The sequence below is a fragment of the Spirosoma endophyticum genome (assembly GCF_900112365.1).
GTDB classification, from domain to species: Bacteria; Bacteroidota; Bacteroidia; order Cytophagales; family Spirosomataceae; genus Spirosoma; species Spirosoma endophyticum.
This window is the reverse complement of record NZ_FOLQ01000003.1, coordinates 652,780-674,634: the sequence shown is the minus strand read 5'-3', so window position 1 is coordinate 674,634 and position 21,855 is coordinate 652,780. Positions and strand designations below refer to the sequence as shown.

The 21,855-nt window shown below is 48.7% G+C and carries 19 protein-coding genes and 1 pseudogene; 11 read left to right on the top strand and 9 right to left on the bottom strand.

The features are described from left to right. Positions 1-56: 56 nt before the first annotated feature. Positions 57-986 carry an RraA family protein gene (locus BM202_RS11840; RefSeq protein ID WP_093826153.1) on the top strand — a complete coding sequence of 310 codons (930 nt, stop codon included), beginning with the start codon at positions 57-59 and terminating at the stop codon, positions 984-986. Positions 987-1,057: 71 nt separating this feature from the next. Here the strand turns inward: BM202_RS11840 and BM202_RS11835 are convergent, their stop codons facing one another. The 4 genes from BM202_RS11835 to treF all read right to left on the bottom strand — a co-directional run bounded on the left by BM202_RS11835 (position 1,058) and on the right by treF (position 5,160). Continuing rightward, positions 1,058-2,707: a glycerol-3-phosphate dehydrogenase/oxidase gene (locus BM202_RS11835; protein WP_093826151.1), complete on the bottom strand. Its 1,650-nt coding sequence runs from the start codon at positions 2,705-2,707 to the stop codon at positions 1,058-1,060. 109 nt (positions 2,708-2,816) lie between these two features. Continuing rightward, complete coding sequence (locus BM202_RS11830) at positions 2,817-3,434, bottom strand: Cj0371 family chemotaxis-regulating polar lipoprotein (RefSeq protein ID WP_093826149.1); 618 nt, start codon at positions 3,432-3,434, stop codon at positions 2,817-2,819. A 31-nt stretch (positions 3,435-3,465) separates the two neighbouring features. Further along, positions 3,466-3,594 (bottom strand): hypothetical protein, encoded by a 129-nt coding sequence (locus BM202_RS38725; protein ID WP_262507673.1) that lies wholly within the window; start codon positions 3,592-3,594, stop codon positions 3,466-3,468. Then, positions 3,595-5,160: an alpha,alpha-trehalase TreF gene (gene treF / locus BM202_RS11825; RefSeq protein ID WP_245776636.1), complete on the bottom strand. Its 1,566-nt coding sequence runs from the start codon at positions 5,158-5,160 to the stop codon at positions 3,595-3,597. Positions 5,161-5,323: 163 nt separating this feature from the next. Here treF and BM202_RS38200 point away from each other — a divergent pair, with 163 nt between their 5' ends. The 3 genes and pseudogenes from BM202_RS38200 to BM202_RS38190 form a co-directional block, all read left to right on the top strand. Beyond that, complete coding sequence (locus BM202_RS38200; protein ID WP_245776635.1) at positions 5,324-5,794, top strand: MFS transporter; 471 nt, start codon at positions 5,324-5,326, stop codon at positions 5,792-5,794. Then, complete coding sequence (locus tag BM202_RS38195; protein WP_245776634.1) at positions 5,745-6,101, top strand: hypothetical protein; 357 nt, start codon at positions 5,745-5,747, stop codon at positions 6,099-6,101. Before BM202_RS38200 ends, BM202_RS38195 begins: the two co-directional genes overlap by 50 nt. Then, a pseudogene (locus BM202_RS38190) lies at positions 6,014-6,430 on the top strand (MFS transporter); the annotation flags it as partial. The gene BM202_RS38195 and the pseudogene BM202_RS38190, both read left to right, overlap by 88 nt. Positions 6,431-6,541: 111 nt before the next feature. Here the strand turns inward: BM202_RS38190 and BM202_RS11815 are convergent. Continuing rightward, positions 6,542-8,131, bottom strand: coding sequence for an N-acyl-D-amino-acid deacylase family protein (locus BM202_RS11815; protein WP_093826147.1), 1,590 nt, complete (start codon positions 8,129-8,131; stop codon positions 6,542-6,544). Between the two features lie 159 nt (positions 8,132-8,290). On the opposite strand from BM202_RS11815, the gene BM202_RS11810 reads away from it, so the two are divergent. From BM202_RS11810 to BM202_RS11800, 3 genes are all read left to right on the top strand, one after another. After that, positions 8,291-10,252, top strand: a complete 1,962-nt coding sequence (locus BM202_RS11810; RefSeq protein WP_093826145.1) for a M1 family metallopeptidase — start codon at positions 8,291-8,293, stop codon at positions 10,250-10,252. A 26-nt stretch (positions 10,253-10,278) separates the two neighbouring features. Then, complete coding sequence (locus tag BM202_RS11805; protein ID WP_093826143.1) at positions 10,279-10,770, top strand: NADH-quinone oxidoreductase subunit C; 492 nt, start codon at positions 10,279-10,281, stop codon at positions 10,768-10,770. 77 nt (positions 10,771-10,847) lie between these two features. Next, on the top strand, positions 10,848-12,515 hold the full coding sequence (locus BM202_RS11800) for a hypothetical protein (protein ID WP_093826141.1): 1,668 nt from the start codon (positions 10,848-10,850) through the stop codon (positions 12,513-12,515). A gap of 5 nt (positions 12,516-12,520) precedes the next feature. On the opposite strand, the gene BM202_RS11795 is transcribed toward BM202_RS11800, so the two are convergent. Next, the gene (locus tag BM202_RS11795) at positions 12,521-13,126 is read right to left on the bottom strand and encodes a carboxypeptidase-like regulatory domain-containing protein (RefSeq protein WP_245776633.1); all 606 of its coding nucleotides are present in this window, start codon (positions 13,124-13,126) and stop codon (positions 12,521-12,523) included. A gap of 394 nt (positions 13,127-13,520) precedes the next feature. Between BM202_RS11795 and BM202_RS11790 the strand changes: the two genes are divergently transcribed. Then, positions 13,521-14,612 carry a BamA/TamA family outer membrane protein gene (locus tag BM202_RS11790; RefSeq protein ID WP_245776632.1) on the top strand — a complete coding sequence of 364 codons (1,092 nt, stop codon included), beginning with the start codon at positions 13,521-13,523 and terminating at the stop codon, positions 14,610-14,612. A 51-nt stretch (positions 14,613-14,663) separates the two neighbouring features. On the opposite strand, the gene BM202_RS11785 is transcribed toward BM202_RS11790, so the two are convergent. After that, a complete protein-coding gene (locus BM202_RS11785; RefSeq protein ID WP_093826136.1) occupies positions 14,664-16,028 on the bottom strand; it encodes a M28 family peptidase in 1,365 nt (454 codons plus the stop codon). Positions 16,029-16,123: 95 nt separating this feature from the next. Further along, the gene (gene lpdA, locus BM202_RS11780; protein WP_093826135.1) at positions 16,124-17,524 is read right to left on the bottom strand and encodes a dihydrolipoyl dehydrogenase; all 1,401 of its coding nucleotides are present in this window, start codon (positions 17,522-17,524) and stop codon (positions 16,124-16,126) included. Positions 17,525-17,752: 228 nt separating this feature from the next. On the opposite strand from lpdA, the gene BM202_RS11775 reads away from it, so the two are divergent. After that, positions 17,753-18,322: a hypothetical protein gene (locus tag BM202_RS11775; protein WP_093826133.1), complete on the top strand. Its 570-nt coding sequence runs from the start codon at positions 17,753-17,755 to the stop codon at positions 18,320-18,322. Positions 18,323-18,337: 15 nt separating this feature from the next. Here the strand turns inward: BM202_RS11775 and BM202_RS11770 are convergent, their stop codons facing one another. Then, complete coding sequence (locus BM202_RS11770; protein ID WP_245776631.1) at positions 18,338-20,320, bottom strand: tetratricopeptide repeat protein; 1,983 nt, start codon at positions 20,318-20,320, stop codon at positions 18,338-18,340. A gap of 685 nt (positions 20,321-21,005) precedes the next feature. Between BM202_RS11770 and BM202_RS11765 the strand changes: the two genes are divergently transcribed. Continuing rightward, positions 21,006-21,605, top strand: coding sequence for an RNA polymerase sigma factor (locus BM202_RS11765; protein WP_093826131.1), 600 nt, complete (start codon positions 21,006-21,008; stop codon positions 21,603-21,605). Continuing rightward, on the top strand, positions 21,580-21,831 hold the full coding sequence (locus tag BM202_RS11760) for a hypothetical protein (RefSeq protein ID WP_093826129.1): 252 nt from the start codon (positions 21,580-21,582) through the stop codon (positions 21,829-21,831). Before BM202_RS11765 ends, BM202_RS11760 begins: the two co-directional genes overlap by 26 nt. Positions 21,832-21,855: the final 24 nt, after the last annotated feature.

Below are 21,855 nucleotides of genomic sequence, written 5' to 3'. Positions count from 1 at the left end.
AAATCTGCGTTTCCGCTGTATCAACTAAGTTCAATCATTAATCAAATTTCAGCCTAATGATCAGTAAGTACGCTGTCTTCTCACTCCTATTGAACCTTTGTGTCGCAGGATCTTTGTTCGCCCAAACCATTCCGAAAGACGAACTGATGTTTTTAACATCGGAGTGGAAAGGTGAGCGGTTTCCAGATGGCCGACCCAAGATTTCCGATGATTTAGTCCAGCGAGCCAAAAACATAGGCATTGATGATGCCTGGACGGTTTTAAAAAATGAAGGCTACCTGAACCAGTTTGAGGGTAACTGGAAACTAATCAGAGACGACGTACCGGTAACGGGAAGGGCCGTTACGGCGATGTTCATGCCCACCCGACCGGATGTGGAGAAAGCCATTAAAGAGCGCGGAACAACCAAACAAGGCCGAAAAGGCAATACGAATACCTGGCCGATCGAAATCCTGACCAAAGGCGATGTATATGTTGCTGATGCCTTTGGCAAAATTGGCGGAGGAACCCTTATGGGTGCTACGTTGGGAAATGCCATTTTCAGCAAAACGGGCAACGGTGTCGTGTTCAACGGGGCTGCCAGAGACTTGCAGGAATTACAGAACATCAAAGGGTTTAATGCCTTTGTTCGCGATTTCCACCCGTCGTTCCTGGAAGAAATGGTCCTGATGGGGTTAAACGCTCCGATCCGCATCGGGAATGTGATGGTCTTGCCCGGCGATCTGGTGATAGCCCAGCGGGAAGGTGTCCTTTTTGTGCCCGCTCACATGGCCGAACAGGTAATCACTACGTGCGAGTTTGTAACCCGCAAAGATCAGTTTGGCTTTGAAATGGTCAAATCAGGACGCTACACAACCGGCCAGATCGACAGCCAATGGCCAGACGATATCAAAACTGAGTTTCTTAAATGGCTTGGCCAGCACCCCGAGTTAGGCGCCATGACCAAACCTGAATTAGATAAAGTAATGAGCAAACGAACCTGGTAACAATGTCTTGTTCGATGGATATCAAAAAGCACCCGGACAAACATATCCGGGTGCTTTTTTGATGTTTCAAACTATGCAAATACAGATCGTTCGGGAGTTAGTCCGGCCTGTTTCGTAAACGATGCTAACAAGCGTTGATACCCCTGAATCTGTTCGATTCGATACGCATCATTCCAACCCAATTCAGTAGCCATCAAATCGGCTACTTGCGGGGCGAGTTGTGCGGTTAATTTCCAGTCGGAGAGTTCGAGTCGCCACCGTCGCGCCAGTACATCGCGTAACGTAACGGCCATTTCTTCCCGCACCTGATACACGACTTCGGCTTGTATAAACGGCTGACTGTCGGTCAACTTTTCAGCCAGGGTAGGGTTCTGTTGCGCTAGCTCTGCTACGTGTTCGGCACGATTACCGTAGGTTCGCATTAAATGCTGACATACATCGGCCGGAAGATCATACTTTTTTTGCAGTGTCTGCCAATCCTCGAAACGGTAGTTTTCGCCCCCAACCAGATAGTGGGTTTCGGTCGTGCTACGTACCGAACTTTTCAGTAACTCAGCCACCCGATCAATCGCATCCTGTGCCATCAATCGGTATGTTGTCCATTTTCCGCCGAGTAAACTCAACAAGCCCGATGTATCGTCGTGTTCAACTTCGTGGTCGCGCAGGAGGGTTTTGGTATCAGCACGGCTACTCACAATCAACGGGCGAATACCCCCAAAACCCGCCTGCACATCCGCCCGATCGGGTGTTTTGTCCAGATAAGGTTGTAATGTTTCGAGCAGATAATCAACCTCGGAAGGTTCCAGAACGGGCTCGTGTTTCAGATCGGCATAATCGTTATCCGTTGTCCCAACAAAGACTTTATCGCCGAATGGAATTGCAAATACAACCCGCCCGTCTTCGGTTTTAGGAATCAGTATGGCATACTCACTATCCAGCGTTTCCCGCGGCAACACAATATGAACGCCCTTGCTGGGTCGAATCCGTTGGTCAAGCGTTGGATTGGCCAGCAAACGAACAGCATCAGAATAGGGGCCTGTACAATTCAGAAACACTTTCGCTTTCACATCAATTGTCTCACCCGTGATCTGGTCCTGTACAGTCGCCGTTTTGATACGTTTGCCCTCATGGCCAAAATTCGTCAGTGCTACGTAGTTGAGCACAGCAGCACCGGCTTCGTCGGCCGAGTGTGTGAGTGCCAATGCGTAGCGGGCATCGTTGAACTGACCGTCGTAATAAAGGACGGCGGAGTGCATCTGACGCGTCAATCTCGGGCTTTTGTCGAGTGCCTGCGTTTTATTGAGCCAACGGCCCTTCGGAAACGAATCATGGCCCGAAATAAAATCATAGAGCGTCAGACCAATGGTCATATACATGCCTTCGACCCAACTGAAAACGGGCGTCAATATGGCCAGCGGATGCGCTAGATGAGGAGCGTTCCGTATGACCGTCCGGCGTTCGGCCAGCCCGTGGCGAACCTGCTTTAATTGGGCCAGATCGAGTTTTTTGATGGCCTGTTCCAAATATCGGACGCCACCATGAATCAGTTTGGTAGAACGGGAAGAGGTCTCACCAGCAAAATCGCCCTGGTCAATTAAGGCAACGCGATAACCTCGCAAAGCGGCATCCAAAGCGGCTCCGGCACCACTGGCGCCAGCGCCAATTATACACACATCAAATGTTTCTTTCCGCAGCCGCTCCCAATTCTTTTCCCGATTCATGTTATTGACTATAAAGTAATTGGATAACGGCTTCGCATGGTCAATTAGTTGCCTAAACCTGTTGAAATTACGGTAAGCAACTCGTCTTCTGCCCCATTACCCAATCAACTCAGGATGAGAAGCCCCGGCTGCGACCACCGCCAAAGAAACCGCTACGTCCACCCGATGGCCGAACGGTACGCGTTACCCGAGAGGTACGCACATTCTCGCGCACCTGATTTGAACGATCGTAAAGGCCCTGATTTGCGTAAACACCAGCCCCATACCGACGTTCATCGTTCCGATATTGAGGAGCCGTAGACCGACCGAGCATGTAGCCCAAACCACCCCAAAGCAGTACGTTGGCCAACCCGTTGTGGTGCTGGTAGCCATTTGGATTATTCAGGTACGTTCGGGTCGATTCGTCCGACTCAACAAGTTTCTTTGCTGCCGCAACACTCAACGTATCGCGGTGACCGTCGTAGTAATTCACAATGGCTCCCGCCTGACCAGGATCGGCCTGGACTTCATCGGTAATTTTGAAGTTACCGGGTGCCGTTTCGGTAATAAAGGTTCGAACGCCCTGTTTGAAATGGGTTTCGGTTTGCTCTGTCTGCTCATCATCTGAGCTATTGCTACTACAGCTTTGAAGCAGGGCCGAACCATTGAGCAACGCCAGACTAAGCGTAGCACTAAGCGTAATATCTTTTACACGCCGAAGAACGGCATGTCGGCGAAGGGGTGTCATGGCTTTAGTTAATTAAGTATCAGCTACTAAACTACGGTGCTTCGTTGAAGGTTACAACCAGATACGGATGGAAGGGCGAATGATCGGGTAAAAGAACGTGGGGATTAATGACCGGGCTGGCGTACCAGTGAAAGAATGCATAAGCGAACTCACTACTCATTCACTCTTTCGCTGATACGCCAGCCCGGTCCTTATCCAGCGCCAGATAGACACCGTTCGTCCAGCCGAAACCGTCCTGATTTGGGTATTCGCCCCCGCCGGTGGTTAAAGCGGCATCCACTACGTTATACTTTTCCATCATCTTGCCCGTCGCCTTAAACACTTTATCGTTCAGGGCAAGCCAGCGGTCACGACCTTCGCTGGCCGTTTCGGTAAAGCCATAGTTCATCAGGCCACGATAGACCATCCACTGCAACGGCGCCCAGCCGTTGGGCCAATCCCATTGCTGGCCGGTTTGATTAAGCGTTGTCACCCAGCCGCCTGCCTGCAAAAAATCGGACTTGAGCCGGTCATGAACACGTTGGGCTTGCCCGGACGTAGCAAGTTTGAAAAACAATGGAAATACACCTGCCAGCGTCAGAGCTGATGTTTGCTGATTAGTTGTTATGTCGTAATCGTGAAACAAGCCGGTTTCTTCGTTCCAGAACGTCTGCTGAATGGCTTTTTCACGATCTTTAATTAACCAGTCATAGTCGTCGTATGCCATTTTATGATCGCCACTGTACAGCGCGGCATCGTGTAAAGCGGTTTCCAGCGAGTAGAGCAGGCACTGCAAATCAATCGGAATGATGTTAGCCGTGTGAATCGTAGCCATTGTTTTCTGATCCACAAACCAGCGACTACTAAAATCCCAACCCGATTCGCAGGCCGACCGGATATGGTTGAACAATACGTCTGGCACAACGCCAAGTGGTTCCGTTTCTTCCGCTAATTCAACTTCCTGTCGGTACGCTTCTGGCCGAGGGGTGGGCGTATCATCCCAATAACGGTTCAAGGCGCTATGGCTCCCGCCTTTGCTAACACGTTGTGTAACAGGTTGTACGTCGGTGAGTTTATGTTTTCCGCGCATCCAGAAGTCATATTCCTTTTCAAGTTGTTTCCGGTATTTCACGAGAGTCTCTTTCCCATCAATTTCAGCCAGCAGACGCACCATTAAAGCGAAGAAAGGGGGCTGTGAACGACTCAAGAAATATGTCCGGTTGCCATTTGGAACAAAGCCGAACGTATCAATCAGGTAGGCAAAGTTATCGACCATACCCCGTATCAAATCGACACGACCCGGCCGGTCCGTGGATTCGCCGGATGGTTGCAAGCCCAGCATGGTAAAATAACTATCCCAATAGAAAATCTCGCGAAAACGCCCACCCGGTACTACGTATTGATGCGGCAACGGTACGCGTGAGCTGCCTTCCACGGGCGTATCTGCCTGGCGCGTGAGCCGGTCCCACAATCGATTGATGTGTTCGGCAGTACTGATGGTTTTATCGCTGACATAGTCGTTGGCAACTTTCTCTGGCACGACAAAATATTCGTGCACAAACGCGCTCAAATTGAAGTCCGGCTTGTGTTTCTCTGCTTCGTATAACGCGACGATATTGCCCGGAACCAGTTTTGGAATGCAGTCTACAAACGTTTTGGAGTCCGCAAAAATGTGACCTAACTGCACATCATGAAACAAATTACCGAAGAGTTGATCAGGCGATTGAGGCAAAAATGAATTTGTCAAAGTAGAATAAAGACGTTTCAGATGGTGTAACGCGCAAAGACTTTTTTGTCTTTTTGCGTCTAACGGGTGTGGCAAAAATGCAAGATACCCCAATAGAACGGGTAAAAATAATAGATATAAACATGCATGCTTGTTGCCCTAACCTGCTAAACCACCGTAAGAAATGATCCACTGGCGGGTAAAGCTCTCCTTACTTCTTAATTATTTCGTTCTTGCCATCCTGCTCAACAGTGTCGGAACGGTGATTTTGCAGGTTCAAAATAACTACCGCGTATCGGCTTCGTCGGCCAGTATACTCGAAGCCTTCAAAAATTTAACGATTGCTCTTGTCTCGTTTATTGTCGCGTCGTGTATCACCCGCATCGGCTATAAACGAGCCATGTTGTTTGCCCTTGCCCTGGTAACACTGGCTTGTTTATCAATGCCACAGGCACCCGCTTTCTGGACAACGAAGTTACTTTTTGCGGCTATCGGCGCCAGTTTTGCGCTGACCAAAGTATCGGTATATGCAACGATTGGCCTCATCGCAAACGATACGTACGTACGAACATGCTGGATGCATGAATTTCCTGGAGTCGTTTTTTATGATTGGCGTCTTATCTGGCTATTTCCTGTTCAGCGCTTTTGTCGATAACACAAATCCACAATCAACAGCGTGGCTATCGGTTTATTATATCCTGGCGGTCATTGCTATGATCGCCTTTGTATTACTGCTCACTACGCCTGTTAACGAACGTAGCGTGCGTCATGAAGATACGAAGAGTCTCGTCGACGATCTGCCCGACATGTTCCGGTTAGCCGTCACACCGGTTGTGGTAAAATCCTACAGTTACCAACGTCTCTTAGCATCGAAATGGCCAGTATTCTGGCGGCATCGACGGCGGCAGGGCGGTTTTTGGCCGGTGTGCTTTTGGGCAAAATTTCCTGGTATTGGCTGCTGATGATCTGTCTGGTTGTATCGGCAGGACTTGTCTTGTTAGCCTTACCGCTGGCTGCTTCGGTAGATGGTCGGGCCGTGACGAGCTGGAGCGATGCCCCGATAGCCGCGTTCATTTCCCCCTTGATTGGTTTGTTCATTGCCCCAATTCACCCAGCCATTAACTCATTCATTCTGAGCAGTTTGCCGTTACGTCAGCACGGCCCCATGGCGGGCTTAATCGTAATTTTTTCGGCGCTCGGTAGCACAACTGGTTCTATTATTACCGGTGATGTTTTGGAGGCTTACGGGGGACAAACTGCTTTCTACTTATCACTCATACCGATTGTTGTGCTCCTGCTACTCATTACACTATTTAGCCGCATGCAGAAAAAACAGACTATAAGGAGCAACAAACGGTCAGTTTCTGAGGACATTGATTTTAAATGTAACATACATCATGCATTATTTCTCATATCCCGGTCCCATCAGCAATTGCCCCGACCGCTGGCCGGTGTGTTTGCCATTTTCGACAATGGGTGTTCCGTTCACCAGCACCCACGAAATGCCGGTCGTGTAGGCATGAGGTTGCTCATAGGTAGCGCGGTCGGCCACAGTTTTTTCATCGAACAGAACAATGTCAGCGGCATAACCGGCACGTAGTAGGCCACGATCCGTCAGCTTGAACCGTTGCGCGGGCAGCGACGTCATCCGCCGAACAGCTTCCTCTAAAGGGATAATTTTGCGTTCGCGAACGTAGCGACCCAACACGCGGGCATTAGTGCCATAGGCGCGGGGATGCGGCATGCCCGACCCCAATCTGGCGACACCGGCATCCGACGCAATCATCGTGTTTGGGTACCGCAGTATGTTTTCGACGTCGGTTTCCGACATGGTATGATAGACCATCTGTATGCGTTTGAGATGGGCTCGCTCCATCAGATCCATAACTAAATCAGCTTCGGTTTCAGGTGAATCTTTGCGACCTAACTTCTGATTTATCTGACTGATATTCATACCATTATACGTAGTATCAGGCTTATAGCTTGCAACAACGGCATATTCGTAGTTTTTACGGAGATTGTTTTTTAGCGTTTCCAGCATTTCTGCACGGATTTTGGCGCGGGTCACCGGATCACGGAAGCGAATCAGCACGGCGGAATCACCATCCGCCAACGACCATGAAGGAACGATGCTTTCCAATGATGTGCTGGAGGCCGTGTAGGGATATTGATCGACGGTTACGTCCAATCCTTCGCGTCGGGCGGCTTCCACTAGTTCAACGGTTTCAGTGCTTTTGCCCCACAGGGGTTTGCTGGCTACTTTAAAATGAGAAATCTCGACCGGAATCCGGGCTTCGCGGCTAATCTGGATAGCCTCTTCGACGGCCTGTTTAACGTTCTGTCCTTCATTCCGAATGTGCGATGCATAAACGCCCCCGTAAAGAGACGCCATTTTCGCCAGATTGACGACTTCGGGCGTTCGGGCATACGTACCAGGTGTATAAATCAACCCGGTCGATAAACCAACAGCACCGTCTTTCATCGCCTGTTCAACCAACGCTTCCATAGCCGTCTGCTCGCTGGCGGTCGGTTCGCGAAACGCCATCTTCATCACTTTCATTCGAACCGTATTATGACCAATGAGCGAACCGACATTGATGGATGTGCCTATCATTCGGAGCGAATCAAAATAAGCACGAATATTGGCGCTCGATCCGCCACAATTCCCCGTTATCACGGTCGTAACCCCGTCATGAATGAAGTTAGGGGCACCCGGTTGTGCTTCCAGACTGCCTTCTACGTGCGCATGAACGTCAATAAACCCAGGCGCAACGATTAATCCAGTTGCATCAATGGTTCGTTTAGCATCGGTTGCGGGAATGGTTCCGATTCGAACGATACGTCCGTTCTGGATCGCAACATCGGCATATATCCAGGGATTTCCCGTACCGTCTATAACCCGACCATTTTTTATGACAAGGTCATAGGATTGAGCGCGAAGAAAACCGGGCAGAATCAGGCAAAGAACAAGCAGCAGAAAGCGGAGTTGCATACGTGTATCGGAGGAAGGTTTTTCAGAAAAGCCATTTACTGGTCAATATGCCTGTTTTTTATTCTGAAACCTAATCCTGAATGCCCGGAATTCGCCAAGTAAATTAATCCCTATCTTTGGTCTATTGATGCCCTACTTCCGCTCCCAATCTCTTATCTGATGAAGCGATTTTTGCTTTTACTTCTGTTGCTACGGATAACGCCGGTAACACTCGCCCAGTCAGCGAAGGCTATATTCAGGACACCCTTAAGTCCGCGACTCGCTAATTACCAGATCGACGTAACACTCGACCCGATCACCAAAAAACTTACGGGCCGCGAGACGCTTACCTGGAAAAACCCATCCAACGATCTTATTCGGGAATTACAGTTCCACTTGTACCTGAATGCCTTTCGCAATGACAAATCCACGTTTATGCGTGAGTCGGGCGGGCAGTTGCGGGGCGAAACCATCGACAGAAATGCCAAAATAGATCCTTATGGCTCCATTGATATTGTTTCGATGAAGACACGCGACGGGGAGGCATTGGCTTATCAGTTTATCCAACCCGACGACCAAAATAGCAATGATCACACCGTCATCCGGGTGCCGCTTAGCAAACCCGTTGGGCCGGGCGAGACCATTGTTCTCGATATTAACTTTTGGGCCAAGCTGCCCAAAATTTTCGCCCGAACGGGGTTTAGTAAGGACTTTTTTCTGATTGGTCAATGGTTTCCCAAAATTGGTGTCTATGAGCCTGCCGGGATGCGCTATCGACCCGTCGGACCGTCCAGAGTCGGCCAGTGGAATTGCCACCAGTTTCATGCACACTCGGAGTTCTATGCCGATTACGGTGTGTATGACGTGAACATTACGACGCCTAATGATTTCTGGGTGAGCGCTACGGGTTTGTTCCAATCGGAAAAACTGCACAGCAACGGCACCAAAACGATCCTCTATCACGCCGAGGACGTAGTAGATTTTGCCTGGACGGCTTCACCACTCTTTAAGGTGGTCAACGATAAATGGAAACGCCCTTCTGGTGGTTTTGTCAGCATTGAACTGGTGATGCAGCCCGAACATCTGCACCAGGCTCAGCGCCATATCGATGCGGCAAAAGCAGCGCTGGCCTATTTCGACAAACACCTCGGCCAATATCCGTTTCCGAATCTGACCATTGTAGATCCGCCTTTCGATGCTCAGGGCTCATTTGGGATGGAGTACCCGACGTTCATCACCGCCGGAACGGCCTCGTTTTTACCCGCCGGGGCGCGATTCCCGGAAGAGGTAACGATCCATGAGTTTGGCCATCAGTATTTTATGCAGTTGCTAGCCACCAACGAATTTGAAGAAGCCTGGCTCGACGAAGGGTTCAACCAATATTACGAAGGCCGGATTATGGACGCCACCTATGGCTCATCCCAAATCGATTTATTTGGCTTCGGTATGGGTGATCTCGAAAGCTCGCGGGATCAGTACGTACATCAGGATAATCCGGCCATTGGTTCCTCATTTGGCAATACGTGGCAACTGCCCGAAGGTCAATATGGCGTGTTGACCTATTCCAAAACGGCCACCTGGATGCGAACCCTTGAAGGCCTGGTCGGTCGGCGTGTGATGGACGAAATTATGCAGACGTATTTCATACGCTGGAAGTTCAAACACCCCAACGGTCAGAATTTCATCGACATCGTGAACGAGATTGTTCCAAAGCGCTTCGGCAGCAAATACGGCCCCGACATGAACTGGTTTTTCGATCAGGTTCTCTACGGCGAAAATGTGGTTGACTATGAGCTAATTTCACTCAAAAATAGGACGCGGGACGGTCAGAAACAGGCGATTGTCAACGTGCAACGTAACGGTGATGGAAAAATGCCGGTGGACGTACTCGTGCACTTCGAGAATGGTAAAGAGTTGATGCTGTTCTGGGATGGCAAGGGCCGCCAACGCCAGTTTACGCTCGCCGAAAACGCGGACGTTCTATGGGCAACGGTTGACCCAAAGCAGAAACTTTATATGGATATCAATTTAAATAACAACAGTTTGACCCTTAAGCCCTCGTCGGCACCGGCGGCTAAATTTGCTACCAAGTTTTTGTTCTGGATTGAGAACTGGATGCAATGGCTGGCGTGGCTGGCGTAACTTTGGGCGACTTTTTGTAATTGATCATGACCTTTTCCGAAATAACCGATCTCCTTACCGCCCAATTTGGCCCGGACATCCAAATTACTACGCAAAATCTACAACCCTACCTTACCGTAAAAACCAGTCAATTAGTTGACATTTGCCAGTTTCTGCGCGACGATGAACGGTTGTTTTTTGACTTGCTGGCCTGCGTCACAGCAATTGACAATGGCCTGGAAACCAACACAATGGACGTGATTTACAACCTCACATCGATCCCCTACGAACACAATCTGATGCTGAAAGTGATGGTGCCCCGTAATGCGGGAGCCAGACAATGGCCATCGGTACCAAGCGTGGCGCATATCTGGCGTACCGCCGACTGGCACGAGCGCGAAGCCTTTGATCTCGTCGGTATTCAGTTTGAAGGGCATCCTGATCTTCGTCGGATTCTACTTCCTACCGACTGGGTCGGCCATCCACTACGTACCGATTATCAGGAGGAAGAGCAGTATCACGGCATAAAAACGAAGTAGACAGGTAGCATTTTTTGCCGAATGTTGACTGTTTGCCGTTTTCGTTTGTTATTGCTTTATCTGTTTTTACTGAAGCAATGAAAAATCCTTACCAGATCCTTTTTCACGTACTACTTTTTGCCGGTTGCTTACTCCCCACTCTATCAAATGCGCAAGCCGTTGACTCCATTATTGTAACAGGGCGCATTCGGAATTTGTCAGCACGGCTTTATCGGGAAGCATCGGCAGTATTGGTTAGTCGGAATAATATTTTACAGGCCAATCGGGAGTTGGTACGCCCCGCTCCGTTGAATGTTGACGGTACGTTTCGGGTTTCCTTACCCCTGATTTATCCACAGGAAGAAATGTATTTCAACTACGGGCGCATTTCAACCGCTTTTCTGGCCGCACCCGGTACGTTAACAATTGAGTTAGATGCCGATTCCCTCTTTTCTGTCGCCGTGCCGTTCCGGTTTGGGGGCGTCAATGCGCAGGTAAATCAACAGTTTGCCCGCTATAAAGCATTTGAAGCTACTTATCCCAAAACAACGGGTAAAACCCTGTCAACTCAGGTCGAAAATTTGGGCGATGCAGCCGCGTTCAGCCTTGTTTCCAGTACCTATCAAGGGGCGTTTTTGGCATTCGCCAGGAAGGAAAAACCGTTTCCACTCCTGACACGCTGGGTTGGTTTTTCCAATCGGTACAATGCGGCTACGTTCATTTATGACAAAGCCACGTTTGAAAATGAGGCTTTGCCCAAAGCATTGAACGATTCACTACGTCCACCCAACGACCAATTGCTATCGGCCGCTCGTGCAACGGCCATGAACCAATTTGCTAAATACGCAACGCAGCGGGTTTCAGCCGATGCCAATACCCGAACAAATGGGCTGACAGTACGCGCCTTATCAATCATGCTCGAACGATATGGCAAAAACCTAACCGCCGAGGAACGCCTTCGTCTTGATGACTACGCAATGACTAACAGCGCCCGGCCCGCAGATTTACGTTTTTTCGATGGGTTAGTAAAACGGAATCCCGATACGTTGCAACGATTGGTGAATTACGAAACGCTCATTCAACGGAGTATTCGCCAATTTGATAGTACATCCGTAAATTATCTGGCTGCTTACTGGCTAGCCAGTTCTTTACCAGGACTCACTGTCGACTTTGCCCGACTGCTGTACGACTATGGCCGCCCACAGGTGAAAGACCCGCAATTGGCGCAATCAGTCGATGAATTGTACCGACTCGAAGTAAAAGACAGTACCCGGATTCGGGCCGCCATTCAAACGCTGAAAAAAGCGGGTAACAAAGCGTCGGCGCTGGAAATATCGCCGGGTGTTTTCGTAACAAAATCGACCCTTGGCCGTGGCTCCGACCTGCTCGACGCTGTGATCAATGCAAACCGGGGCAAGGTCATTTATCTGCTTTTTCTTTCCCCTTCCGATGAGGCAGGCAGACAGGCCGCGCTCGATGCCCAGCGCCTGCGTAATGAATATAGTCCGCGCGATTTTTCGTTAATTTATCTCCCGCTTCCTGGTACCGACCAATCCTTATGGCCCGAAATGGCTACGCGGTATAACCTTTCCGGCGATCATCTTCTGTTGAACGACACGCAACTGTTCGACGCCGTTGACCGGTTGCGGTCTGAAGGCGAACTTTCAGCAACGGTTATAAACCGGACGGGAAAAATCGTAAAACGAAACGCGCCCTTACCGGGCGCGTTCGACGAAGCAAAGAAATTGTTGGATAAAAGTTTATAGCTTTTTCATTCTCGACGGGTTTTAAACCGGCGAGAATGAAAAAGTACGTTTACTTGGCCCACCAGAGTTTGGTCGGTCGTCGTATTGTTGACGTTTCCACCGGTGCTGCCGGGTGTTACGTTATAACTACCGTTGTCAATAGGAATACCATCGACGACAAACAGTGGCTGATTATTGCCGCTGATGGAGTTAGCGCCCCGGATCAGAATCCGCGACAACGCACCGGGCAAACCGTTTGTAGCGGTCACCTGAACGCCCACAATCTTCCCAGATAGCGCATTTACTAAATTGGTTAAACGAGCCTGCGTGATTTCACTGCCTTTCTGTTCCTGAAGGCTGTAGCCAAGCACTTTTTTATCTCGTGCGATCCCAAGCGCCATTACAACGACTTCATTCAGTTGCGACGCATCTTCTGTCAGCGAAATTGTCAATTCGGTTTGATTACCAATAGCAATCTCCTGCGAAATGAAGCCAATATAGGAAGCTGTTAACGTAGCGTTAGGCTGGGCATTAATTGAAAAGCTGCCTTCGGCGTCGGTTACGGCGCCAACCGATGTACCCTTAACCAATACGTTTGCACCGGGAAGGCTTGTGCCATCGGTTTTAGACAAGATTTTACTGCGCCCAGTTAGTCGTTGCGGCAAGGAGCCAAAGCGCAGGTATCAGCACGTAATACCGTTCTAGTACACGGTAAAATAGTATTTCATGAGTTGTTAGATTAGTTAGAGACAAAACCACCAATTGTGGTATTCATATAAAATAACCAGGCATTCAGGCTATAATTAACAATATTTCAATACAAAATTTCTTATTTAACTTCACATTAAAAATATTATTTAATTAATGAAATTTTAATAGATACACTGTATTTAGGGGCTGCGCACCAGTCTGGTTAAAAACACATTTCTGAAATCCTGGTTGTTCCAAGAGTTCGATTGTACAAGAACTATGCAGCAAGCAGATTTCAGTTGGCTATGGAAGACCCTACTTCTTATTGGAATGATAATGGGGTTACCACATCATACAATAGCCCAAACGCTTGTCAAACGACTCGTGAATCATTTCCTCAACGACACAACTTCGTCGGCAAAACCGCACGTATCGTTTTACCCAACGTTAGGGTACGCTCCCGAAACCAGTCTCGAATTTGGGCTGTCTGCCCTGTACCTATATCATGCTAAAAACGATACGCTGGCCAATCGGCTAAGTGAAATTCAGGCGTTCAGTTTTTTCACCCTGCGAGGTCAATACGGGCTCAATCTTGACCATGCGATTTATGGTGACAACGACCGCTGGTTTTTTCTGGGACGAGGGCGGATACAGCGATTCCCACTGCTTTATTATGGCATCGGCCCCAGAACAGATCCAGACCATCCCGCTACGGTTGATGCATTCTCAATTCAACTTCGGGAACGTATTATGCGTCGACTGCATCCGAATCTATTCGGTGGTCTGGAAGTAGACTACCAGCATTTGAGCCGAATAGATTTTAGACAACCTGATGGTCCTGCGCATGATCTACCGCTTGGCAGTTTGGGAACCTCGAATCTGGGATTGGGCCTGGGATTGATTTACGACAGTCGCCCGAATGCCCTCAATCCCCGACAAGGTTTTTTTGGCGAGCTGGCTTACCTCAATTATGGTGAGTCGCGGGGAAGCAACCTGTCGTTCAACAGCGTTTTGGCCGATTTTCGTATGTACCACGCCATTCGGCCTAATCAGGTGCTGGCCTGGCAGGTTTACGGGAATCTAATGACGGGCAATGTTCCCTTTAATCAACTGGCGCTGCTGGGTGGAGAAAACACGTTACGAGGGTATTATATGGGACGCTATCGGGACAAGTTTTATGCAGCAGCACAAGTCGAATACCGCTGGCTACCGTTTCCGTTTAGCCGTCGTTTTGGGGCTGTTGTCTTTGCCGCCGTTGGTACGGTAGCCCCCGCACTGGATCAGGTCCAATTCAATCATTTACTTCCCACAGCAGGTACGGGAATCCGTTATTTACTCTTCAAGAAAAAGGACGTTTTTCTGCGTGCTGATATGGGCGTCACCCGCGAAGGTCTCGGCTTTTATATTCTCACAGGCGAAGCTTTTTGAACAGAACTTCCCGAAAGTACGGTTTAGAACTTCCGGGAAGTTGAAAATTGATCACAAGCCGTATTGGTCAAGCAAATAAATCAGGGCTGCCATTGAAGCTGCACCAAGTTCGAGTTCGCGCTGACTAACCGTTTCAAATTTATCAATCGACGTGTGGTGATAATCGAAGTAACGTTGCGAATCGGGTTTGAAACCGAACAACACTGTGCCAGACTGTGCCAGTGGACCAATGTCGGCACCGCCCCCACCCGCTCCAATTTCTAACAGGCCATAAGGAGCCAGTAGCGGTTTCCAGGGCATAACCTTCGCCCGTTGCTCCGGTGTACCAACAATGCCAAAACCGCGGGGAGTAAAACCTCCGTTGTCAGACTCGACGGCCGCAATGTGTTTTTCGTTGTTCTTTTTGGCCAGATCAGCGTATTGAACACCACCCCGCAGGCCATTTTCTTCGTTCATGAACATAACCGCCCGAAGGGTACGTTTCGGTTTGATACCGAGCGATTTCATAATACGTAGCACTTCAATCGACTGAACGCAGCCAGCGCCATCGTCGTGAGCGCCTTCGGCCAGATCCCAGGAGTCCAGATGGCCACCTACGACGATAATCTCGTCGGGTTTTTCGCTGCCTTTGATCTCACCCACTACGTTGTATGACTTGGCATCGGGCAGGGTTTCGCAATTTTGCTTGAAGTAAAAAGTCAGGTTTGAGTTTTCGGTTAACGACTTACTCAGCAAATCAGCAGCGTTTGTACTGATCGCGGCCGTTGGAATCAGGGCAACGCCCGTGCCGTAGCGCATGCCGCCAACGTGCGGATTGTCATCGTGCACATTAGTCATCGAGCGAACAATGGCACCAACGGCCCCGAGTTTAGCGGCTTCGGTTGCACCATTCGCGCGTTGGTCAACGGCCCCACCATAAGCCTCGAACGTATTGATTTTCGTGGGGTCCATTGGGCGGTTGAAAAAGACAATTTTGCCCTTTACTTTATCGGCACCCAATTCCCTCAATTCAGGAAAACTTTTCACTTCGATCACGCCCGCTTCAACCCCTTTTGGCCCCGTCGCTACCGAGCCACCCAAAGCAGCAATCGGTACGTTCGTTTTCTGTTTACCGTTATGAATAAAGGCTTCTTCTTTGGCGCCACGTACCCAATGCGGCACCAGTACATCCTGCAAAAACACACGGTCGAAGCCCTGCTGCTCCATCACTTGTTTGGTCCAGTCGACCGCCTTCTGTGCACCGGCAGAACCACTTAGCCGGGGTCCAACCTGTTTCGTTAAATGACGTAGCCACTCATAGGATTTCCCGTTTGACAAGGCTTCATTGAAAATCTTCCGGATTGCGACCGAGTCGGCATTTTGGGCATGTGCGTACCCAATAAATAGCGTAAAGAGGAGTGTAAGCGTTTTTTTCATGGAGGGTGGTTGTATCAATTAAGTGAGCAATATACAGAAAAGCCCGGCCGCTAGTAGCAACCGGGCTTTTCACTTATTTTCTATTCCCGTTAAACCTACATATTGATCGCCCGGTTGTCCGTAGCGGCCAGACAGGCTTCTTTAAACGCTTCGGTATAGGTCGGGTGTGCATGCGACATCCGCGATACGTCTTCTGCCGACGCCCGGAACTCCATCGCAACTACGGCTTCGGCAATCATATCGGCGGCACGGGCCCCAATCATGTGAACGCCCAGAATCTCGTCGGTTTCTTTGTGCGCCAGCACTTTCACTAAACCGTCGACGTCCATACTCGCCCGAGCGCGACCAAGGGCCTTAAACGGAAACGAACCGACTTTATACGGAATACCTTCCTGTTTCACTTCTTCTTCGGTATAGCCAACAGCCGCCACTTCTGGCCACGTATAGACCACACCCGGAATCAGCCGGTAATGAATGTGCGGCTTCTGACCGACGATTGTTTCGGCAATAAACGTACCCTCTTCTTCGGCTTTGTGCGCCAGCATGGCTCCACGTATTACGTCGCCCAGCGCATAGATATGTGGTACGTTGGTACGTAGGTAATCATCTACTTCAACTCTACCCCGATTATCAGCTTTCACACCTGCGGCCTCAAGATTCAGCCCATCGGTATAGGCACGACGACCCACTGAAACCAGGCAATAATCGCCGGTAAGGGTAATTTGTTCCCCCTTTGGCGTATCAACGCTAACCACAACTTCATCGCCCGTATTTTCCACTTTCGTGACTTTATGGCTGAAATAGAAGTCGGCACCCAGCTTTTTAATGACTTTCTGAAGTTCTTTGCCCATCGTTTTGTCCATCGTTGGGATCATCGAATCGGCAAACTCTACAAACGACACTTTTGCACCGAGACGGGCATACACAGAGCCAAGTTCGGCACCGATAACGCCCGCGCCAATCACGATCAGGTGTTTTGGTACTTCCTGAAGCGTTAGCGCTTCGGTCGACGTAATAACCCGTTTTTTATCGATCGGCATCGACGGGAACGACATGGGTTTTGAGCCCGTTGCAATGATGATATTTTTCCCGGTGATGGTCTGCTCCGAACCGTCGGCTTTGGTAATTTTAATTGTATGCGGATCGACAAACGAGCCAACGCCGTGGATTTCGTCGATCTTGTTTTTTTTCATCAAAAAGACAATACCCTTCGTCGTCTGATCGACTACGTTTGTCTTGCGGGCAATCATTTGGGGCAAGTCAACCTTTAGATCTTCCAGCTTAATGCCGTGTTCGGCGAAGGTATGAGCTGCGTTGTAATAATGCTCCGACGAGTCGAGTAGGGCTTTCGACGGAATGCAGCCGACGTTCAGGCAGGTGCCGCCCAACGACGGGTATTTTTCGATAATGGCCGTTTTCAGTCCGAGTTGGGCGCAGCGAATCGCACCGGTATAACCGCCCGGCCCCGAACCAATCATGATAACATCGTATTCCATAGAATTAAAAAAAACGTAAGAAGAAAGACGTAAGACAAAAGAAAAAGCACCGACAAGACTCGTTTAAACGAAAGCTACTGCGTCTGATGTCTTACTTCTTAAGCCCTGTAAAGAAAGCATTATGAATGCAAATTTGGTTCAGAATTCGATAGCCTAAACCGATTTGCCAAAAAACGTGTTGGTGGTTTCGTAAAGCTCTCCTACTTAGAGGCTATTTTGTCTTGATTTATGCGTTTTTGTTACGTTGCTTTTCTTCTATTCCCACTGTTATTCAGTGGCTGCACCGATCCTGCCAAACAAACCCAGCCGAACGTTTACTACGATGTTTCAGGCTTCGTTAAACAACAGATTGCCGATTTATCAGCCCAGAAACCACTCGTTAGCAAGGCTGTCTCAATCAATACAAAACAGAACCAGCAAGCTACGCGCGACATTAATTGGACCCGCGAACTGGAATTATTTACCCAGGCAGACATCAACAAACCTGCGCTACGTAGCAGCTACCAAATTGCCCACCCAGATTCGTTAACGTATCGGTATACCTTGAAATCGTCGGAAGAAAAACTGACCGTTCGGTCACTGACCGTACTGCTGGATTCGTTGACGCACCAGCCGCGCCGAATTGAAGCCGTACTGCAAACCAGCAATCCGCTCTATTCGTCCGAGCGTCATTTGTTACTGGAAAGTGGACTGATTGGTAAGCGTCAATGGCGAGTACAGCATTACAAACTGGCTGGCTTTCAGAAGTTACCCTATTTTGATAAAAGCGATTTTCTCGTAGACGGACGGATTCAGTAGATTGGTCGTTGCTTTTTAAACGGTCGCCAGATCCGACGATACGGGTAATATAAAAATAAACGTAGTCCCCTCACCCATACCGGAGTGTACCTCATAGCGCCCCCGGATCAGGTCCATGCGCGCCTGAATGTTACGAAGACCCATGCCTGTTGCGTCGGATGGGTCCATTCCGCACCCATTATCCTTCACGATCATATTCAATTCATTGTTAAATCGCCGGAATAAAATATCGGCCTCCGTAGCTTCTGAGTGCCGGAGAATATTACTACACAGCTCAATACAAATTGAATATAAATTAAACTCAGTGGTTTTGTCCAGCCGAGGCAACTGGGCATTATCTAAGCGGAATGTAATATTCTGCGTAAGGTTAAGTTTTCCAACCAGGCGTGTTAATGCCTCTGATAGTCCTTGCTTTTCCAATTCATCAGGTTGCAGATTATGCGATAAATACCGGACTTCCGCGAAAGCCTCCTTGGTCATATTCAGCAGGTTATGGTAAATTTCCTGCTCCCGATCTGCCATATGACTAGGGTTAAGAGCCGACAAACTCATCTTGATAGCTGCCAGTAAACCACCCAGACTATCGTGCAAATCAGCTGCCATCCGCTTCCGTTCGAGCGTTTGACCTTTTAACAGAGCTTCTTCAATTTCTCGGTTTTTAGCCCGAAGTTGATCGTTGGCTTGCTTCAACTCAGCCGTTCTGGCAATTACTTTGTCCTCTAAGTCCAGATTCAGTCCCTCAATCTCTCGTTTTTGGCGGTATATTAACCGATTTTTCCGGTAATACACGAGCAGAAAACCGAGCAGCATAGCTACCCCACCGACCAGAACAGCCCGCATAAGCGATTGCTGCTCAATATCATGGCTGAGTTTATCAATGTGTGCTCGCTGCTCCAACCGGCTTTTCTGAGAATCGGCTCGAATACGTTCTGTTTCAATGCGCTGCTGAAGCTGATTCATTCGTGTTTCGCCTGCCAATTGTTCACGCTCAGCCTCGGCCCGTAATCGGGCTATTTCCGCCTGTCGACGCACATTTATTAACTGCTGTTGCTGAATAAATCGTTCTTTATCGGCCTCTGCCCGCACTTGATTAATATCGTATTTTTTCTGGACTGTCGATAACTCTTCTACTCGCTTAAGCGTCGTCAAACTATCCCGGAGCAGACTGTACTCTTCGTACATGCTCAATGCCTGAGCGGGCTTGTTAGCCAGGCGATACGCTCGATAGAGTGCCTGTGTAGCGATTTGTTGGATGCGCCGGTAGTTTTCCTCACGCGCTATTGTTAATGCCTTCTCGCCAAATTCAATTGCCAAGTCGGCCCGATTGGACAACGTGTAGCATTCGGCCAGCCGTGCCCAGACCGACGCCTGTCCTAATCGATCGTGAAGTTGTGTCCAACCGGAAAGGGCATTCTCAAAAAAGACAATTGCCTGGCCAGCTTGATGGCGACTGAGGGCAAAATCGCCTAATCGTTCGTTTGCATAAGCGACGTTAACCTGCGAGCCGGCATCCTGCGCAATTTGCCGACTCGTTTCATACTGCTGGCGAGCTTTATCATACTCGCCCCGAATTTCATAGACCTCCCCTATCTGGGTTATGGCCTGACTCGTCAGGAGTTTTCTATTTTTAGGCGTCAGTGACGTATTGACACCTAGGAATTTCAACGAAAGCTCATAACTCAACAAGGCATGGTCGTACTCCTTCAGCAACAGGTAGATATCGCCCATATTCATCTGTACTTGCCAACGCGGAGAACTCCCGCGAGGCAATTTCACACACAATTCCGATGCACGCTGATTAATCTGTAGTGCCTTGGGATAATCATCTTTTATGATACGCATATAATGCTCCTGTAGCATCATGGCTCGTACAGCGTACAGAATATTATTGTAGGCGAAAGCCCGTTCTTCCAACGCTTTTGCATACAGAAAGCTACTATCCCGCTGCAAACCCCGCATTTGCTTGAAAACCAATGCCATGAAACGTAATCCCTCCAAACGCAGCGTATCATTACGCAGGGAACGGGGAGATCCTTGAGAAGTCTTTAGATGAGCTCGTCCGAGGCTTAGCAAACTGTCCATGTAAACAGTATCGCCCCGTCGGTCGAAATTCAATTCAGGCAGGCCAAAGCGCCCCTGTCCTAGGCAGTTGAAGCACCACCCTACCATTAAGATTCCAAGCCAAAATGATCGCATAGGTCACCTACAGACTATCCAGTAGCTGATATGAAGCTCTAAAGTAGCTATTTAGCGCAGTAAATCAATCGGTTGCGAGAAATTTAGGCGTATACTCAGCGATTTTATGGCCGCTTATACTTACTATAGTTTCGTAGGCAAATCTATTATTGTAGGCATGTCTTGTTGCCACATTAAAAAATAGTAAGCCTACGATTAAACTGTTAAGCCTAAAATTAAATCCAAGATGTGTGCTCAAACGTAAGTACAAAAAATTCTTTAAATAAGCTAGATTTGGCAAAATTCAAAAAATTTGTAATTTTTCAGTATCGAAAATGAATTTTTCGAGGAAAGAATGACCGCTTAGCAGATTTATTGCCTCATTCATTTGGATTTTAAGAGTTTCTTTGCTTAATTCAAGGCTGGATTAATAAAGCTAAATAAAAAACATAACCTCTCCATACACTATCGGAACACTGCTCTACGTTACCTAATTGTCTTACTGAAAATGGAAAAAGCCCAGGTAAACGACAGTGAGTTGATTTCCCTGTACATCCGTGGTAATGAAAAAGCCTTTGCAAAATTAGTGCAACGGCACAAATCGAAAATTTACACGACTATTTACCTGATTGTAAAGGATCAGTACGTAGCAGAAGATTTGATGCAAGACACGTTCATAAAGGCCGTGGATACGCTCAAGTCGGGTAAATATAACGAGGAGGGAAAATTTCTACCCTGGATTATTCGAATTGCTCACAACTTGGCCATTGACTATTTCCGAAAGGATAAACGCTACCCCAGTGTGGTGTTTGAAGACGGAAGCAGTGTTTTCAATACGCTTGAGTTTGCGGAGGATTCGGTTGAATCACTCCAGATTCGACAGGAAACACACGAGCATTTGCGCGAATTGATTCAGCGATTGCCGGAACAACAGCGTCAGGTGCTTATCATGCGGCACTACGAGGAAATGAGTTTCCAAGAGATTGCCGATGCAACCGGCGTCAGCATTAACACGGCATTGGGACGTATGCGTTATGCGCTAATTAATTTGCGCAAACAACTGAGCAAACGTTCGCCGAGTTATGATAAAAACATTTACCCAAGATGATGTGATCCGGTATGTCTATGAGGAGACCTCGCCCGAGGATAATCTGCTCATTGAAGATGCCCTGATGTCGGAGCCGGATCTGATGACGTTCTTCCTCGAAGCGCTGGAATTGAGAGCTTTGATGAATAAGATAGAACGCCAGCCACGTAAAAACACGGTTCAGACCATTCTGAATTATTCAAAACACCATCCGGCAAACCCACCTGCCCGCTTACGCCAGACGTAGCGGATAGATGGGTTTGTTATTCTA

What these genes read in the sequence shown, in the direction of transcription:
- BM202_RS11790 (WP_245776632.1), top strand. Translation starts at nt 13,521, where the DNA reads ATGGGGTTACCACATCATACAATAGCCCAAACGCTTGTCAAACGACTC.
- BM202_RS11815 (WP_093826147.1), bottom strand. Translation starts at nt 8,131, where the DNA reads ATGCAACTCCGCTTTCTGCTGCTTGTTCTTTGCCTGATTCTGCCCGGT.
- BM202_RS11800 (WP_093826141.1), top strand. Translation starts at nt 10,848, where the DNA reads ATGAAAAATCCTTACCAGATCCTTTTTCACGTACTACTTTTTGCCGGT.
- BM202_RS11810 (WP_093826145.1), top strand. Translation starts at nt 8,291, where the DNA reads ATGAAGCGATTTTTGCTTTTACTTCTGTTGCTACGGATAACGCCGGTA.
- BM202_RS11835 (WP_093826151.1), bottom strand. Translation starts at nt 2,707, where the DNA reads ATGAATCGGGAAAAGAATTGGGAGCGGCTGCGGAAAGAAACATTTGAT.
- BM202_RS11775 (WP_093826133.1), top strand. Translation starts at nt 17,753, where the DNA reads ATGCGTTTTTGTTACGTTGCTTTTCTTCTATTCCCACTGTTATTCAGT.
- BM202_RS11785 (WP_093826136.1), bottom strand. Translation starts at nt 16,028, where the DNA reads ATGAAAAAAACGCTTACACTCCTCTTTACGCTATTTATTGGGTACGCA.
- BM202_RS11840 (WP_093826153.1), top strand. Translation starts at nt 57, where the DNA reads ATGATCAGTAAGTACGCTGTCTTCTCACTCCTATTGAACCTTTGTGTC.
- BM202_RS11830 (WP_093826149.1), bottom strand. Translation starts at nt 3,434, where the DNA reads ATGACACCCCTTCGCCGACATGCCGTTCTTCGGCGTGTAAAAGATATT.
- BM202_RS11760 (WP_093826129.1), top strand. Translation starts at nt 21,580, where the DNA reads ATGATAAAAACATTTACCCAAGATGATGTGATCCGGTATGTCTATGAG.
- BM202_RS38195 (WP_245776634.1), top strand. Translation starts at nt 5,745, where the DNA reads ATGATTGGCGTCTTATCTGGCTATTTCCTGTTCAGCGCTTTTGTCGAT.
- BM202_RS38725 (WP_262507673.1), bottom strand. Translation starts at nt 3,594, where the DNA reads ATGAGTAGTGAGTTCGCTTATGCATTCTTTCACTGGTACGCCAGCCCG.
- BM202_RS11765 (WP_093826131.1), top strand. Translation starts at nt 21,006, where the DNA reads ATGGAAAAAGCCCAGGTAAACGACAGTGAGTTGATTTCCCTGTACATC.
- BM202_RS11805 (WP_093826143.1), top strand. Translation starts at nt 10,279, where the DNA reads ATGACCTTTTCCGAAATAACCGATCTCCTTACCGCCCAATTTGGCCCG.
- lpdA (WP_093826135.1), bottom strand. Translation starts at nt 17,524, where the DNA reads ATGGAATACGATGTTATCATGATTGGTTCGGGGCCGGGCGGTTATACC.
- BM202_RS38200 (WP_245776635.1), top strand. Translation starts at nt 5,324, where the DNA reads ATGATCCACTGGCGGGTAAAGCTCTCCTTACTTCTTAATTATTTCGTT.